The sequence below is a fragment of the Streptomyces sp. NPDC059010 genome, assembly GCF_042740355.1.
Taxonomy (GTDB): domain Bacteria; phylum Actinomycetota; class Actinomycetes; order Streptomycetales; family Streptomycetaceae; genus Streptomyces.
The window spans coordinates 60,943-74,861 of the sequence record NZ_JBHYJA010000029.1 but is presented as its reverse complement, the minus strand read 5'-3'; the positions used below and the strand labels follow the sequence as shown (position 1 = coordinate 74,861).

Annotated in this window: 17 protein-coding genes and 6 tRNA genes; 14 read left to right on the top strand and 9 right to left on the bottom strand. The window is 71.4% G+C overall.

The window, feature by feature from the left end:
* Positions 1-82: 82 nt before the first annotated feature.
* The 3 genes from cobA (at position 83) to ACFWYS_RS28745 (ending at position 2,628) form a co-directional block, all read left to right on the top strand.
* Positions 83-1,315, top strand: a complete 1,233-nt coding sequence (gene cobA, locus ACFWYS_RS28755) for a uroporphyrinogen-III C-methyltransferase (protein WP_384774942.1) — start codon at positions 83-85, stop codon at positions 1,313-1,315.
* A gap of 90 nt (positions 1,316-1,405) precedes the next feature.
* Positions 1,406-2,224 carry a TrmH family RNA methyltransferase gene (locus ACFWYS_RS28750; RefSeq protein ID WP_384774939.1) on the top strand — a complete coding sequence of 273 codons (819 nt, stop codon included), beginning with the start codon at positions 1,406-1,408 and terminating at the stop codon, positions 2,222-2,224.
* 11 nt (positions 2,225-2,235) lie between these two features.
* Entirely contained in the window at positions 2,236-2,628 is a 393-nt protein-coding gene (locus ACFWYS_RS28745) for an NUDIX domain-containing protein (RefSeq protein ID WP_384775080.1), read from the top strand.
* A 54-nt stretch (positions 2,629-2,682) separates the two neighbouring features.
* Here ACFWYS_RS28745 and ACFWYS_RS28740 read toward each other — a convergent pair whose 3' ends face one another.
* The gene (locus tag ACFWYS_RS28740; RefSeq protein ID WP_384775078.1) at positions 2,683-4,098 is read right to left on the bottom strand and encodes a protein kinase; all 1,416 of its coding nucleotides are present in this window, start codon (positions 4,096-4,098) and stop codon (positions 2,683-2,685) included.
* Between the two features lie 196 nt (positions 4,099-4,294).
* On the opposite strand from ACFWYS_RS28740, the gene ACFWYS_RS28735 reads away from it, so the two are divergent.
* The 4 genes from ACFWYS_RS28735 to ACFWYS_RS28720 all read left to right on the top strand — a co-directional run bounded on the left by ACFWYS_RS28735 (position 4,295) and on the right by ACFWYS_RS28720 (position 6,670).
* Positions 4,295-4,570 (top strand): hypothetical protein, encoded by a 276-nt coding sequence (locus tag ACFWYS_RS28735; protein ID WP_019066326.1) that lies wholly within the window; start codon positions 4,295-4,297, stop codon positions 4,568-4,570.
* Between the two features lie 198 nt (positions 4,571-4,768).
* Entirely contained in the window at positions 4,769-4,966 is a 198-nt protein-coding gene (locus ACFWYS_RS28730) for a hypothetical protein (protein WP_384774936.1), read from the top strand.
* Positions 4,967-5,351: 385 nt separating this feature from the next.
* Positions 5,352-6,299 carry a phosphotransferase family protein gene (locus tag ACFWYS_RS28725; protein WP_384774933.1) on the top strand — a complete coding sequence of 316 codons (948 nt, stop codon included), beginning with the start codon at positions 5,352-5,354 and terminating at the stop codon, positions 6,297-6,299.
* A gap of 80 nt (positions 6,300-6,379) precedes the next feature.
* Positions 6,380-6,670 carry a zf-TFIIB domain-containing protein gene (locus tag ACFWYS_RS28720; RefSeq protein ID WP_384774931.1) on the top strand — a complete coding sequence of 97 codons (291 nt, stop codon included), beginning with the start codon at positions 6,380-6,382 and terminating at the stop codon, positions 6,668-6,670.
* A 53-nt stretch (positions 6,671-6,723) separates the two neighbouring features.
* Here ACFWYS_RS28720 and ACFWYS_RS28715 read toward each other — a convergent pair.
* The 5 genes from ACFWYS_RS28715 to ACFWYS_RS28695 form a co-directional block, all read right to left on the bottom strand.
* Positions 6,724-6,795: transfer RNA gene (locus tag ACFWYS_RS28715), tRNA-Val, on the bottom strand.
* Between the two features lie 46 nt (positions 6,796-6,841).
* Positions 6,842-6,913, bottom strand: a tRNA-Val gene (locus ACFWYS_RS28710).
* 34 nt (positions 6,914-6,947) lie between these two features.
* A tRNA-Val gene (locus ACFWYS_RS28705) sits at positions 6,948-7,019 on the bottom strand.
* A gap of 1 nt (position 7,020) precedes the next feature.
* Positions 7,021-7,094 (bottom strand) — tRNA-Cys (locus ACFWYS_RS28700).
* A gap of 39 nt (positions 7,095-7,133) precedes the next feature.
* Positions 7,134-7,206, bottom strand: a tRNA-Gly gene (locus ACFWYS_RS28695).
* Positions 7,207-7,384: 178 nt separating this feature from the next.
* On the opposite strand from ACFWYS_RS28695, the gene ACFWYS_RS28690 reads away from it, so the two are divergent.
* From ACFWYS_RS28690 to ACFWYS_RS28680, 3 genes are read left to right on the top strand one after another with little or no spacing between them, the layout of a single operon-like run.
* Positions 7,385-8,431 (top strand): chorismate-binding protein, encoded by a 1,047-nt coding sequence (locus tag ACFWYS_RS28690; protein ID WP_384774929.1) that lies wholly within the window; start codon positions 7,385-7,387, stop codon positions 8,429-8,431.
* Positions 8,428-9,249, top strand: a complete 822-nt coding sequence (locus ACFWYS_RS28685; RefSeq protein ID WP_384774926.1) for an aminotransferase class IV — start codon at positions 8,428-8,430, stop codon at positions 9,247-9,249. Before ACFWYS_RS28690 ends, ACFWYS_RS28685 begins: the two co-directional genes overlap by 4 nt.
* 54 nt (positions 9,250-9,303) lie before the next feature.
* A complete protein-coding gene (locus tag ACFWYS_RS28680) occupies positions 9,304-10,128 on the top strand; it encodes a GNAT family N-acetyltransferase (RefSeq protein WP_384774922.1) in 825 nt (274 codons plus the stop codon).
* Positions 10,129-10,147: 19 nt separating this feature from the next.
* Here ACFWYS_RS28680 and ACFWYS_RS28675 read toward each other — a convergent pair whose 3' ends face one another.
* Positions 10,148-10,672, bottom strand: a complete 525-nt coding sequence (locus ACFWYS_RS28675; RefSeq protein ID WP_384774920.1) for a DsbA family protein — start codon at positions 10,670-10,672, stop codon at positions 10,148-10,150.
* Positions 10,673-10,963: 291 nt separating this feature from the next.
* Here ACFWYS_RS28675 and ACFWYS_RS28670 point away from each other — a divergent pair, with 291 nt between their 5' ends.
* Both ACFWYS_RS28670 and ACFWYS_RS28665 read left to right on the top strand, forming a co-directional pair.
* The gene (locus ACFWYS_RS28670) at positions 10,964-11,407 is read left to right on the top strand and encodes a hypothetical protein (protein ID WP_384774917.1); all 444 of its coding nucleotides are present in this window, start codon (positions 10,964-10,966) and stop codon (positions 11,405-11,407) included.
* Positions 11,408-11,561: 154 nt separating this feature from the next.
* Positions 11,562-11,714, top strand: coding sequence for a hypothetical protein (locus tag ACFWYS_RS28665; protein ID WP_004002639.1), 153 nt, complete (start codon positions 11,562-11,564; stop codon positions 11,712-11,714).
* 80 nt (positions 11,715-11,794) lie between these two features.
* Here ACFWYS_RS28665 and ACFWYS_RS28660 read toward each other — a convergent pair whose 3' ends face one another.
* Together ACFWYS_RS28660 and ACFWYS_RS28655 are read right to left on the bottom strand one after the other, a co-directional pair.
* A complete protein-coding gene (locus ACFWYS_RS28660; RefSeq protein WP_384774914.1) occupies positions 11,795-12,355 on the bottom strand; it encodes a CGNR zinc finger domain-containing protein in 561 nt (186 codons plus the stop codon).
* Positions 12,356-12,617: 262 nt separating this feature from the next.
* Positions 12,618-13,031 carry an SsgA family sporulation/cell division regulator gene (locus tag ACFWYS_RS28655; RefSeq protein ID WP_004002642.1) on the bottom strand — a complete coding sequence of 138 codons (414 nt, stop codon included), beginning with the start codon at positions 13,029-13,031 and terminating at the stop codon, positions 12,618-12,620.
* 191 nt (positions 13,032-13,222) lie between these two features.
* Here ACFWYS_RS28655 and ACFWYS_RS28650 point away from each other — a divergent pair, with 191 nt between their 5' ends.
* Positions 13,223-13,681 carry a TIGR02611 family protein gene (locus tag ACFWYS_RS28650; protein WP_384774911.1) on the top strand — a complete coding sequence of 153 codons (459 nt, stop codon included), beginning with the start codon at positions 13,223-13,225 and terminating at the stop codon, positions 13,679-13,681.
* A gap of 88 nt (positions 13,682-13,769) precedes the next feature.
* A tRNA-Val gene (locus tag ACFWYS_RS28645) sits at positions 13,770-13,841 on the top strand.
* Positions 13,842-13,919: the final 78 nt, after the last annotated feature.

The following is a 13,919-nucleotide window of genomic DNA, read 5'->3' as shown; positions in this document are numbered from 1 at the left end:
TGAACCCAATCTAAAATCCGCACGTCAGGGCCGCTCCAGAGCCGTAGCGCCCACCGCACGCCTGTCCGAGGAGCCGCACCTCATGGCCGAACACCCCGCCTACCCCGTGGGCCTCCGTCTCACCGGTCGCCGTGTCGTCGTACTCGGTGGTGGCCAGGTGGCCCAGCGCCGTCTCCCGGTCCTGATCGCGGCGGGCGCCGACGTCCTCCTCGTGTCCCCCGAGGTCACCCCCTCCGTCGAGGCCATGGCGGACGCGGGTGAGATCACCTGGCAGAAGCGGACGTACCAGGAAGGCGACCTCTCGGACGCCTGGTACGCCCTGATCGCCACCGGCGACAAGGAAGCGAACACCCGGGCCTCGGCCGAGGCGGAGCAGCACCGCGTCTGGTGCGTCCGCTCCGACGACGCCGACGCCGCGACCGCCTGGACCCCGGCCACCGGCCACAGCGAGGGCGTCACCGTGGCCGTCCTCACCACGGACGCCCGGGGCCGCGACCCCCGCCACACCGCCGCCATCCGCGACGCGGTCGTCGAGGGCCTGCGCGACGGCACCCTCGTGGCCCCGCACCACCGCACCCGTACGCCCGGAGTGGCCCTGGTCGGCGGCGGCCCCGGCGACCCCGACCTGATCACCGTGCGCGGCCGGCGTCTCCTCGCCGAGGCCGACGTCGTCATCACCGACCACCTCGGCCCGCGCGACCTGCTCGCCGAGCTGCCCTCCAGCGTCGAGGTGATCGACGCGGCCAAGCTGCCCTACGGCCGCTTCATGGCCCAGGAGGCCATCAACAACGCGCTGATCGAGTACGCCCGGCAGGGCAGGTCGGTCGTCCGGCTCAAGGGCGGCGACCCCTTCGTCTACGGACGCGGCATGGAGGAGGTGCAGGCGCTGGCCGAGGCCGGTATCCCGTGCACGGTCGTGCCCGGCATCTCCAGCTCGATCTCGGTCCCGGGCGCCGCGGGCATCCCGGTCACCCACCGCGGCGTCGCCCATGAGTTCACCGTGGTCAGCGGCCACATCGCCCCCGACGACGAGCGCTCCCTGGTCGACTGGCAGTCCCTCGCCAAGCTGACCGGCACGCTGGTGATCCTCATGGGCGTCGGCACGATCGGGAAGGTCGCCGAGACCCTCATCGCGCACGGCAAGTCCCCGGACACGCCGGTCGCCCTGGTCCAGGAGGGCACGACGGCCGCCCAGCGCCGAGTCGACGCGACCCTCGCCACGGCCGCCGAAACGGTGCTCGCCCACGAGGTGAAGCCCCCGGCGGTCATCGTCATCGGTGAGGTCGTGAACGTAGGCCCCAATCCCTCCGCGTGAACCCGTCCGCGTGAGCCCCTCGCGTAACCGCGGGTAACCCAACCGTGCCAAGCCGTTGGCACCGCACCCAGGACAAGGCAGTATCACCCTGTGGCCGATCTCATCACCGTCGATGACCCCGCCGACCCACGCCTGCGCGACTACACGGGCCTGACCGACGTCGACCTGCGCCGCAAGCGCGAACCGGCCGAGGGCCTGTTCATCGCCGAGGGCGAGAAGGTCATCAGACGGGCCAAGGAAGCCGGCTACGAGATGCGGTCGATGCTGCTCTCCGCCAAGTGGGTCGACGTCATGCGCGACGTCATCGACGAGCTCCCGGCCCCGGTGTACGCGGTCAGCCCGGACCTCGCCGAGCAGGTCACCGGCTACCACGTGCACCGCGGCGCCCTCGCGTCGATGCAGCGCAAGCCGCTCCCGACCGCCACCGAGCTGCTCCGCTCCGCCCGCCGGGTGGTGGTCATGGAGTCGGTCAACGACCACACCAACATCGGCGCCATCTTCCGCTCGGCGGCGGCCCTCGGCATGGACGCGGTCCTGCTCTCCCCGGACTGCGCCGACCCGCTGTACCGCCGTAGCGTCAAGGTCTCCATGGGCGCGGTCTTCTCCGTGCCGTACGCCCGCCTGGACACCTGGCCCAAGGGCCTCGACTCGGTCCGCGAGGCGGGCTTCAACCTCCTCGCCCTCACCCCGGACGAGAAGGCCAAGACCCTCGACGAGGCCGCCCCGCACCGCATGGACCGGGTCGCCCTCATGCTCGGCGCCGAGGGCGACGGCCTCTCCACCCAGGCCCTGGTCGCCGCCGACGAATGGGTGCGCATCCCGATGTCCCACGGCGTCGACTCCCTCAACGTCGGGGCCGCGGCCGCGGTCGCCTTCTACGCGGTGGCCACGGGCCGCCCGCAGATCTAGGGCCCATGGCGGTGGCGCAGCGCGAGGCGATCGTCGCGGTCCTGCTGCGTGCCGACCGCGTCCTCGCCATCCGCCGCGGCCCCGCCGTCGCACGCCCCGGCTACTGGCAGCCGCTCAGCGGCAAGGTCGAGCCGGGGGAGACCCAGCGGGAGGCAGTCGTCCGCGAGGTCCACGAGGAGGTCGGCCTCACGGTCGTACCCCTGGCCAAGGTCTGGGAGTCCGAGACGGACGACGGCCGCTTCCGCCTCCACTGGTGGACGGCCCGTGCCGACACCGGAGAGCTGGTCCCCGACCCGCACGAGGTCGCCGAGGCCCGCTGGGTCACACCGGAGGAGTTCCTGTCCCTGGACCCGGTCTTCGACGGCGACCGGGAGTTCTTCGAACGGATCCTGCCCGCTCTGTGACGCCGGGGCGGCGGTGAGGCCGGGCGGCGGCCGCTCGGAGGCGTGGCCGGACCGCTACTCGGAGATGTCGAACGTCGTCTCGTACCGATCGGACGTCAGATCCCCGTCCACCGGCGAGTAGCCCTGCTCCACCTTCTCCTGCTGCCGTACGACATCGCTGTCGTCGCCGAGCCCACGGTCCGGGCCCTGACAGCCCTGAGCAGCCGCGATGCCGAGCGCCACGAGCAGGGTCACCACGACGAACACGAACAGCCGCTGCCGCAGCAGCTGCGGGTTGGCGGGCCGTCGGCCGGTCCCGGTGTTCCGGGGCGCCGGACGGGCGGTGCCGCCGCGCGGGGCGGGCCGGTTGCCGTTGCCCGAGCGCGGGCTGGTCCGTGCGGGGGGCACCGGCCGGGTTCCGGACCGGGACGACGCCGTCCCGCTCTGCGGAGGGCCACCGCCCCTGGACGGGGCCGCGTCGCGCGCGGGACCGGGCCCACGTGAGGCACCGCCGTTGCGGGGCATGCCGATGCCGCGCTGCGGGGGAGCGCCCTGACCGCGACGCTGGACGCGCTGCTGGTCCGTGTATGTGTCGGCGAGCCGCCCGGTCGGGCGGTCCGTCTCGGCGGAGCGCGGCGCGGGCGGGCGTACGTCGGACAGGCCCTGCGCCTCCCGGGCCGCGATCTCCTTCAGACGCAGCGACAGCTGCAGCGTGCTGGGCCGCTCCTCCGGGTCCTTTGCCAGACACGCCCGCACCAGCGGAGCCAGGGCGTCCGGTACGCCGTTCAGCTGAGGCTCCTCGTGTACGACGCGGTACAGCATGACCTCTGAACTGCCGTGTCCGAAGGGCGAGTCGGCCATCGAGGCGTAGGCGAGGGTGGCGCCGAGGGAGAAGACGTCCGTGGCCGGGGTGACGGCGGCGCCGCGCACCTGCTCCGGGGCGAGAAAGCCGGGGGAGCCGACCGCCGTGCCGACGTGGGTGAGGGTCGAGGCCCCCGTCGCCCAGGCGATGCCGAAGTCGATGATCCGCGGGCCCTTGGGGGACAGCAGGATGTTGGAGGGCTTCAGATCACGGTGCACCACACCGGCCTCGTGCACCGCGACCAGCCCCTCGGACAGGGCGGCACCGATGGCGGCGACCTCCGCCGCACCGAGCCCGCCCGCGTCGGCGACCTTGTCGTGCAGCGAGGGGCCGGGCACGTACTGCGTGGCGAACCAGGGGCGCTCCGCCTCCAGGTCGGCGGCCACCAGCCGGGCCGTGCAGCCACCGCGAATCCGCCGTGCCGCCGAGACCTCACGCGCGAACCGGGAGCGGAACTCCTGATCCTCCGACAGGTCGGGCCGGATCACCTTGAGCGCGACCCGCTGCCCCTTCTTGTCGGAGCCCAGGTAGACGACGCCCATGCCGCCCGCGCCCAGCCGTCTGTGAAGCCTGAACGAGCCGACGACGCGCGGGTCCTCGCGCCTCAGGCGCATCATCGCCATGTTCATCCCCGCTGCCCGGTCCGTCTGACGAGCCACAGCTTACGTTTCCACGGGCCGCCGTGCGCAGAGGCCGCGCCCTCTCGGGCCGATGGATTGTCAGTGGTGGGTGGGAGACTTGAAGGGTGGTCAGAGGGTGGGTGAGCAGGGCGACTTATGCCTGTTCGGGCTCCCAACCAGCCGTCACAGAAGGGGGATTGGGCCCGTGAAGGGTGATCGCGTGGAGATAGTCGTGGACGCCGGGGACACGACGCGCACCTATGAGGTGGTGGCGAGCAGAGCAGGCCGCCGGGTGGAGACGGCGGTACGGCGTGGTGTCGTGGAAGTGAGCGAAGTCACCAGGAACGGGTCGGTCGTGCGTACGGCCCGGTTCATGGCGACCAGGGTTCTGGCGCTGGTCGAGCAGCCGGTGCCGCGGGAGGACAGCTCGGAGAAAGCAGGGCACACCGGGCGTCCCCTCCGGGAAGACCCCGAGACCTAGGACCTCGTCTCCACCCAGGGGAGTACTTCGCAGGTGGCGGCTCATCCTCCGGGAGGCCCGGCAATCGGTACGAGGGCATGACGTGCCGGGGTCGTCGCGCGCCTAGATTTGAAGTCAAGCGGCGGGTGCAGCACTCGTCCCCCGAGGTCAGACACCCGCCGCTGCCAACGACAACTGACACAGGTCAGGAGAGGGACCATGGCTCAGACGGCACCGCGGGCACTGATCCGCATGCAGGAGCGCACTCTGCTGCGCCCCCGCCGTCAGGGACGCCGCCACCCCCTGGTGGCGACGCTCATGGCCCTTCCCCTGGCGGCCCTTCTCCTCCTCGTCTTCGACGGCTGGGAGACAGTGGCCACACAGGCGTCGTCCGTGGGCGTGATGCTGGGGCGCTGAGCGGCGACCCCAGGCCCGGAAGAGCGGTCCGGGCGGGGACATCCACCCATGAAACCCCGTGGGGACGGGGGTGCGGCGGACGGCACAGATGCCGGCGCAGCTGGGGAGCTGCGCCGGCATTCTTTTTGTCCGGGGGCGTGTGTGCCTCCGGCGGCTGGGCCGGGGATGCCTGCGGAGGCTCGTTCCTCTTCGCGGGGGCCGCTCATGCTACGAGCAGGTCCTGGCGCCGGCCCGCATCCTTCAGCCCGTCCGGCTTTTGAGGACGAGGCCCCTTCAGGGCCGAAGCGCGGGTCCGAGGGCCGCAGGCCCCCAGCCGACGGAGTCATCCCGTCGGCCCTGCGCCCCGCGTACCCTCGCCCCAAAGCATCCGCATCCAAGGGACCCGATGACCCCCAACCCCCTCCTGCCCGCCCTCACCGCACGAGCCGAGGTCGCGGCCCACTCCCGTACGCCCGCCTGTCCCTGCGGAGCAACCGTCACGCTCGCCGACCGGCCCGACGCCACCGTCGTCCGGCACGCCGACACGGTCGCCAAGGCGCACGCCCCGGATGTCACCGCCGCCGACCTCACCCCCCGCCTCACCGCCGCCGCACACCTCCCCGGCCTCCTCCTGCCCCCGCTCAGCCCCGAGCCCGTCGACCTGCACGGCCGCCTGGTGACCTGCTGGCCGTACGGCACCCCGGTGGACCCGGAAGATCCCGACGCGGCCCCTTGGGAAGCGGCCGCGACCCTGCTCGCCCGCCTCCACCGAACCCCCGCCCCCGCTTCGCTGCCCCCGATGCGCGGCCCCGTCAAAGCCGCCCTCGCCATATCCCGACTCCGCGCCGTCGCCGACGGAGCGGCGGGCGCCGCCCCCGCCGCCGTGCTCCGCGCCTGGGACACCCTCCCCGCCTGGGCCCGCGCCGAGGCCCCCCAGCCCGACGCCGCCACCCTCTGCCACGGCGACCTGCACCTCGGGCAACTCGTCCGTCACCCGGTCCCGGGCGGACCCTGGCTGCTCATAGACGTGGACGATCTCGGCGTGGGCGTACCGGCCTGGGATCTGGGGCGGCCGGCCGCCTGGTACGCCTGTGGGCTGCTGTCGCCCGAGGAGTGGGACCGCTTCCTGGCCGCCTACCGCGCCGCCGACGGCCCGGCCGTTCCCGCCGACGGTGACCCCTGGCCCGCGCTGGACGTCCCGGCTCGTGCGCTGACCGTACAGACCGCCGCCCGGGCGATCACCAAGGCGGCGGCGGAGGGCAGGCTCCTCGACGAGGTCGAGCAGTCTCTGGTCGACGCCTGTGACCGAATGGCGTCCGTCCCCCCTGAGTTGACTCACGGATACGCAAAGTAGGGTGCAACCGACTGCCGCCGGACAGAGTCTGTCCTGGCGATACGCGAAGCAGGACCGACCGGCGAGGAGTTGAGCCGACCATGCAGTGTCCGAAGTGCCATGCACCGATGCACACGTACAACCGCAACGGCGTTCAGATCGAGCAGTGCAGTGGCTGCCGCGGGATCTTTCTCGACTACGGCGAGCTGGAGGCGCTGGCCCGCGTGGAGTCCCAGTGGTCCCAGCCCGCCCCGCCGCCCCCACCCGCCCCGCAGGCGTACCCGGCCGCTCCGCAGGCGCCGGCCTGGGGTGCCCAGCACGGCGGTCACCACGGCGGTCACTACGGCCACAAGCGTCACAAGAGCTTCGGCCACATGCTGTTCTCCAGCTGAGCCGCACCGAGCAACGACGAAGCCCCCGGTCAGTGACCGGGGGCTTCGGTGTGTGGACGATACTGGGATTGAACCAGTGACCTCTTCCGTGTCAGGGAAGCGCTCTCCCGCTGAGCTAATCGTCCTCGGGACTGTGATCGACCGTCGAGCGGACGATCACGAGATGCTGCGTGCGCGATACTGGGATTGAACCAGTGACCTCTTCCGTGTCAGGGAAGCGCTCTCCCGCTGAGCTAATCGCGCGGGTCAGACCTTCGATGATCTGTCGAAGATCCAGTGGACGATACTGGGATTGAACCAGTGACCTCTTCCGTGTCAGGGAAGCGCTCTCCCGCTGAGCTAATCGTCCTTGGAGGTGGAGACGGGATTTGAACCCGTGTAGACGGCTTTGCAGGCCGTTGCCTCGCCTCTCGGCCACTCCACCAGGAGTGCAGGGGTTCGGGAAGATCCCCTTGATCCTTCGAGCGGACGACGAGGCTCGAACTCGCGACCTCAACCTTGGCAAGGTTGCGCTCTACCAACTGAGCTACGTCCGCTTGTCGTTTCGTTCCGCTCCCGCGGCCCGGCGACGAGTTGAACTCTAGCGGATTCCGGGGCCAGCACAAAAACGCGTTTGTGCAGCGTGCTGCGCTGCGCCTGCTCAGGGACCCGATGAAGCTCCTCGAAGGGACATGGCCAGGTCACCCGCGGGACACCCGCCATAGACTCGACTGCGTGCTCGACCTCCCTCCCCTCGCCCGCTTCGGCGCCCGAGTCGCCAGCGGCCTCCTCGATGTCACCAGCGACCCCGCGGCTCTGGACTCCAGCGGCTTCTGGGCCGTCTGCGCCGACTTCGAGGGTGGTCTGACCTGCGCCCGCTTCCGGGACGTACGCGAGGAAGCCGTGCCCGCACCGGTGCTGGGGGAGTGGGCCGGCCCGGCAGCCGGTGACTGGACGTCCTCGCTCGACCGCGCCGCGTACACGGCGGGCGTACGGCGCATCCGTGAGCACATCGCGGCCGGCGAGGTCTATCAGGCGAATCTGTGCCGGGTGCTGAGCGCGCCGATCGGGCCCGGCGCCGACGTGGACGCCCTGACCGCCCTGTTGGCCCGCGGCAACCCGGCGCCGTACGCAGGAACGATCCGGCTGCCGGAGCACGGCGTCGAGATCGCCACCGCTTCTCCCGAGCTCTTCCTGCGGCGTGACGGACGTGTCGTCGAGTCCGGGCCGATCAAGGGCACCGGGCGCACCGAGGCGGACCTGCTGGAGAAGGACTACGCCGAGAACGTGATGATCGTGGACCTGGTGCGCAACGACATCGGGCGGGTGTGCGCCACCGGGACGGTGACCGTGCCCGATCTGTGTGCGGTGGAGAAGCATCCGGGGCTGGTTCATCTGGTGTCGACCGTGCACGGTGAGCTGCGTTCCGGCGCCGGGTGGCCCGAGCTGCTCGATGCCGCCTTCCCGCCGGGGTCCGTGACCGGTGCGCCGAAGTCCAGTGCTCTGCGGATCATCGACGCGCTGGAGACGGCGCCCCGTGGGCCGTACTGCGGTGGCATCGGGTGGGTCGACGCCGACCGGGGTGTCGGCGAGCTGGCCGTCGGGATACGTACCTTCTGGATCGACCGGGGCGAGGGCGTGCTGCGGTTCGGTACCGGCGCGGGGATCACCTGGGGGTCGGACCCCGAGGGGGAGTGGCGGGAGACCGAGCTGAAGGCGTCCCGGCTGCTCGCGGTAGCGTCGGGGACGTACCAGGTGAGTGGAGAGGGACTGCGATCGTGAGGATCTGGCTCGACGGCGGACTGCAGGACATCGAGTCCGCCCGTGTCTCCGTCTTCGACCACGGGCTGACCGTGGGGGACGGCATTTTCGAGACGGTGAAGGCGGTGGACGGCCGTCCGTTCGCGCTGACCCGGCACCTCGACCGGCTGACGCGCTCGGCGCACGGCCTCGGGCTGCCCGAGCCCGACCACGACGAGGTGCGCCGCGCCTGTGCCGCCGTCCTGGAGGCCAACCCGATGCCGCTCGGCCGGCTGCGCATCACCTACACCGGCGGCCACGGCCCCCTCGGCTCCGACCGCGGCGAGCACGGTCCGACCCTTGTCGTCGCCCTCGGCGAGACCACCCGCCGACCCGACTCCACGGCCGTGGTCACGGTCCCCTGGACGCGCAACGAGCGGGGCGCGCTCACCGGCCTGAAGACCACCTCGTACGCCGAGAACGTCGTCGCCCTCGCCCGCGCCCGCCAACACGGCGCCACCGAGGCCCTGTTCGGCAACACGGTCGGGCAGCTCTGCGAGGGCACCGGCTCGAACGTCTTCGTCGTCCTGGACGGCGAGGTCCACACCCCGCCGCTCCCCTCGGGCTGCCTCGCGGGCATCACGCGCGCGTTGGCGGTCGAGTGGACCGGCGCCAGGGAGACCGACCTGCCGCTGGATGTCCTGGAGCGGGCCGACGAGGTCTTCCTCACCTCCACCCTGCGGGACGTCCAGGCCGTGCACCGGGTCGACGAGCGCGAACTGCCGGGCGCGCCGGGTCCGGTGACCGCCAAGGCGATGCGGATCTTCGACGAGCGGTCCGGGGAGGACCTGGATCCGTAGGAGCGGGGGAAAATCAGCTGCCGTAGGCCGGGCACGGTGGGTAGAACACCCCTGATGACCACGACCCTGCGGCCGACCGAGCCGCTTCAGCACAATGACGACGGGACACGTTCGCGCCGCTATCAGGTATGCGTGAACGGCCGTCCCGTGGGCGATCTTCACCTCGGTACGCATCCCGTCTTCGGTGCCAGGGTGGCCCTGATATCGGAGCTGCGGATCGAGGAACCGGACCGGCGTCGCGGCCGGGGCACCGTGGCCGCCCTCGCCGCGGAGGAGGTGGCGCGCGGCTGGGGCTGCCGGCGCATCGAGGTGGCCGTCCCCGGTGACGCCGTACCCGCGCTGCGTCTCGTCACGGCGCTCGGCTACGTCGTACGCAACCGCGGCATGGCGAAGGACCTCGGCGACACCCCGCCCGATCTTCCGCCGGGCAGCCGGGCGCGGCCGATGACCGAGGCGGAGTTCGGGGCCTGGCTGGACAAGCGCTATGAGGACTACAGCCGCAGCTGGGTCGAGCGCGGGGTTCCGCAGGCCGAGGCCCGGGCCAAGTCCGAGCGGGACCACGCGGCGCTGCTGCCGGAAGGCCTGCGCACGCCGGACGTGTTCCTGACCGTCCTCGAACACGAGGGAACGCCGGTGGGCACCCTGTGGGTCGCCACACGCGACGGCCGTGCCTATGTCTACGACGTCGAGACCCTCCCGACCCATCGCGGCGAGGGGCACGGCCGCACCCTGATGCTGCTGGCCGAGGTGCAGGCGATCCTCGCGGGACACCGGGGCATAGGCCTGAACGTCTTCGCGGGCAACACCCCGGCCGAGCGGCTCTACGAGTCGCTCGGCTACGAGACGACGCTGCACGCCTTCTACAAGACGTTGCTGTAGCGGTCGGTCAGGAGCTCGGTCAGGAGCCCGTCTGCTCGGCCAGCAGCCGGTCCGCGATCTCCTCGACGCGCTCGCGCAGCCCTTCCTGGCTCTTGCCGCCGTCGAGGCGCTCGCCACCGATCACATAGGTCGGCGTGCCGGTCACGCCGATCGCCTTGCCCTCGGCCTGGTCGGCGTCGACGATCAGGATGTGCCGGCCGTCGATCAGCGCGGTGTCGAACTCCTCGGCGTCCAGGCCGAGTTCCCGGGCCGCCTCGACCAGGAAGGGTTCCCCCTTACGGTCCAGCTCCTCGACCCGGCCAAGCACGGCCTCGACGTACGCCCAGCCCTGCCCCTGCTCCAGCGCCTCCTCCGCGGCCTGCGCGGCGGCGAAGGAGTGCTTGTGCTTCTCCAGCGGGAAGTGCCGCAGCCGCAGCTCCAGCCGGTCGCCGTAGCGGGCGCGCAGGGCGCGGAGATCGTCCAGGGCGGCGCGGCAGTCGGGGCACTGCAGCTCGCACCAGACGTCGAGGACGACGGCGGGACGGTCGGGGGAGGAGTCGCTCATGGCCCCAGTCTCCCAGCCCCGGCGCGCACGCCCCAATCCGACCTGGCACTTCGCCGCCGCCGTCGCCGTCGCCTTCGGCTTCAGGTCCGGCATCGGGTGCGGGTTCGTGGCGGGAGGGGCCCGGCTTCGGTGCGCGTCGCCCGGGGCGTACGACTTCCACCGGCACCTTCGGAGGAGACGACCCGGAGATGTCCCTGATGTCCCGGCCAGGCATGGCCGCGCGGGGTTGCCACGGTGCAGGATGGAAGGGACGAAGTGCCCTGACCCGACCCAGCCTGCCTGGAGGACCGGATGATTGCCGAGACCGTCTGTTCCGCCGCCGCCGTGGCCGGCCTGGGCATCGCGGCGGTCACGGCCTACCGCAAGCGTTTCCTCGCGGCCACCCGCATCGCGGCGTACTCGCTGGTGCCCCTGGGGCTGGTGATGACCGGTGTGGTCGACTGGCTGGCGGACACCGCCTTCAGCCCGACCGCCTGGGCGGGCTTCGGAGTCCTCGGCCTGTCCTGGCTGCTGTTCTCGACCACCCGCGCGGTGGAGCGCCGCCGGGGCGGCACCGGCAAGGAGCGCAAGGAAGCCCGCTCCGCCGCGCAGCGTGACGCGGTGGCCCCGCAGGCCTCGGCGCCCTCGCTGGGCCCGGGCTCCCGGCAGTCGACCCGGCCCGCGACCGCACCCCGAGCCGAGGCCGGCGACGACTTCAGCGACATCGAGGCCATCCTGAAGAAGCACGGCATATGACCTGCGTATGCCGGACTGAAACGACACAGTGGGTCGCCGCCCGTCCGTAAGCGATCACCACTCGAACCGGACATCGCGGAATCCGACGAACTCCCGCTCATCCCGGGCGTGTTGATCGCGCGGCAAGGAGTATTTGCGCCATCATCGGCGCGAGATGCTGGACACGACTCAAAGCGAGGCCGCTCCACCTCAGGACGAGCCTCGTGGGTGCCTCTTCGCCCTTTCCCAGCCACCGCTGATGATCTTCCTTGCGGTGATCGGGTGTCTGCTGCTCATGGCTGCGCTGCACGACCTGCTGCTGTTGTGAGCCGTACCCGCGGTCCCCGGCGTCACCCGCCGGGGTCCGCGTTGACAGACCTGTCGTGCCGGCCCGTCGGCGAGCCTCGCTCAGCCGGCCGCTTCCTTGCGGCGCGCCCGGTAGGCGGCCACATGCAGCCGGTTTCCGCAGGTGCGGCTGTCGCAGTAGCGCCGTGACCGGTTGCGCGAAAGATCCACGAAGGCGTGCCGGCAGTCCGGCGCCTCACAGCGCCGCAGCCGCTCCTGCTCCCCGGCCACCACGAAGAACGCGAGGGCCATGCCGCAGTCGGCCGCCAGATGGTCGGCCACGGAGGCACCGGGGGCGAAGTAGTGCACATGCCAGTCGTAGCCGTCGTGATCCGTGAGGCGGGGGGTGGTGCCGGCGGCGGCGACCAGCTCGTTGATCAGCCCGGCCGTGCGCCGGGCGTCCGGCTCCGCGAAGATCGCCGAGAACCGGCCGCGCACCTTGCGCACCGCCGACAGATCGAACTCCGAGAGCACCCCGACATCGCTGATTTCGTGCTTTTGTACGAAACCTTCGAGAGCCGTGACATCGGGCAGCCCGTCCGGAGTCTCGTCTCCCTCCGGTGCGGTGTTCACCAGATCCACCACGGCATCGAGCGCACACCGGGCGTCATGGGTGATCAGCACGTTTCGCTCCCTGGCCTGGGGGTCGGGCGGGCGCCCGCCGATGCTGGCCGATGGTAATGCCATCCGCCGCGGCCGAGCGGTCCCGGCCCCCGCTGGTGACGTCGATTACAACGCCGGGGGAGCGCCGACGGTTCCCGCAGGGCGCACATCAGCGCCGCCTCCGGCGGTGCGGAGACGGCGCTGATGCGTGCCGTATGCGGTTGTCCTGGCCCGCGCCGTCTCCCCGAGTCGACGGCGCCGGGCGGCTTGCGGGAGTCTCGCCCTAGCTCTCCGCCAGGATGTGCGAGAGCTCCTGATCGAGATCGAAATGGCGATGCTCCGTGCCGGGAGGCACAGCGGCATCCGTCCGCTTCAGGAACGACTCCAGAGCCCGTGCGGGGGCCTCAAGCAGCGCCTCGCCCTCCGGAGAGCTCAGGGCGATGCAGACGACGCCCTGGCCATGACTGCGCGACGGCCAGACGCGGACGTCGCCGGTTCCGGTGGGCCGGTGCAGGCCCTCCGCGAGAAGGTCGCGGGCGAACACCCACTCGACGGTCTCCTCGGCTCCGGTGTGGAAGGTGGCGTGCACGGCGTAGGGGTCGGCCGTGTCGTACCGCAGGCCTGCGGGGACAGGCAGGGAGGACTCGCTCGACACAACGAGGCGCAGGTGCAGCTCGCAGCTGACCGTGGTGTTCATAAGCGCCAGGGCCTTTCGCTCAGTGTGCGCTCGGGGATTCGCACGTCGGCGAAATCGACATGCCACCTACGGTGCCGTTGTAAACCCCTCTGAGTGTTTTGCGTGCCTTTACGTAACTCTTCCGGCCGAGAACCTGTTCGCGAGGTACGCCCATTCCGGTGACTCGTTTCGGTCCGGTAGGGTTTGGCCGTATGAACACGGGGAGTAACGAGCCGGGCGAGGTTGCCGTGGCGACTGACGAGACCGAAGTGGACGGTGTGAAGGACGACGGCGAGCAGGGGCTCGGCTCACGAGCGCCGGAGTTCATCAAGGCGCGCAGGGCCCTGCATCTGAGCTGGCAGGTGGGTGTCTTCATCATCGGCCTGGCGATCGTGGTGGCCGGCATCATCATGTTGCCGCTGCCCGGTCCCGGCTGGGTCGTGATCTTCGGTGGCATGGCGGTCTGGGCGACCGAGTTCGTCTGGGCCCAGCTGGTGCTTCGCTGGACCAAGCGCAAGGTCACCGAGGCCGCCCAGAAGGCGCTCGATCCGAGGGTGCGCCGCCGCAACATCATCCTGACGTCGATCGGCCTGGTGATCGTGGCCGGGCTCGTCGGTTTCTATGTGTGGAAGTTCGGCATCGTCATGCCCTGGAAGATCAAGGACCAGTGATCCGCGACGGGGGTGCGGGCGGCGGCCGGTGCGGGTTCGCGCTGGTCACGCGCACCCCCTGACATGGGGTAATGTTCTCCCTGCGTCCGGGCGATTAGCTCAGTGGGAGAGCGCTTCGTTCACACCGAAGAGGTCACTGGTTCGAACCCAGTATCGCCCACCCGGACCGGGGGGGGGGGGGGGGGCGCGCCCGCCCCCCCCCCCCCCCCCCGCCCCCGCGGGCCCCGCCCGGCCCGGC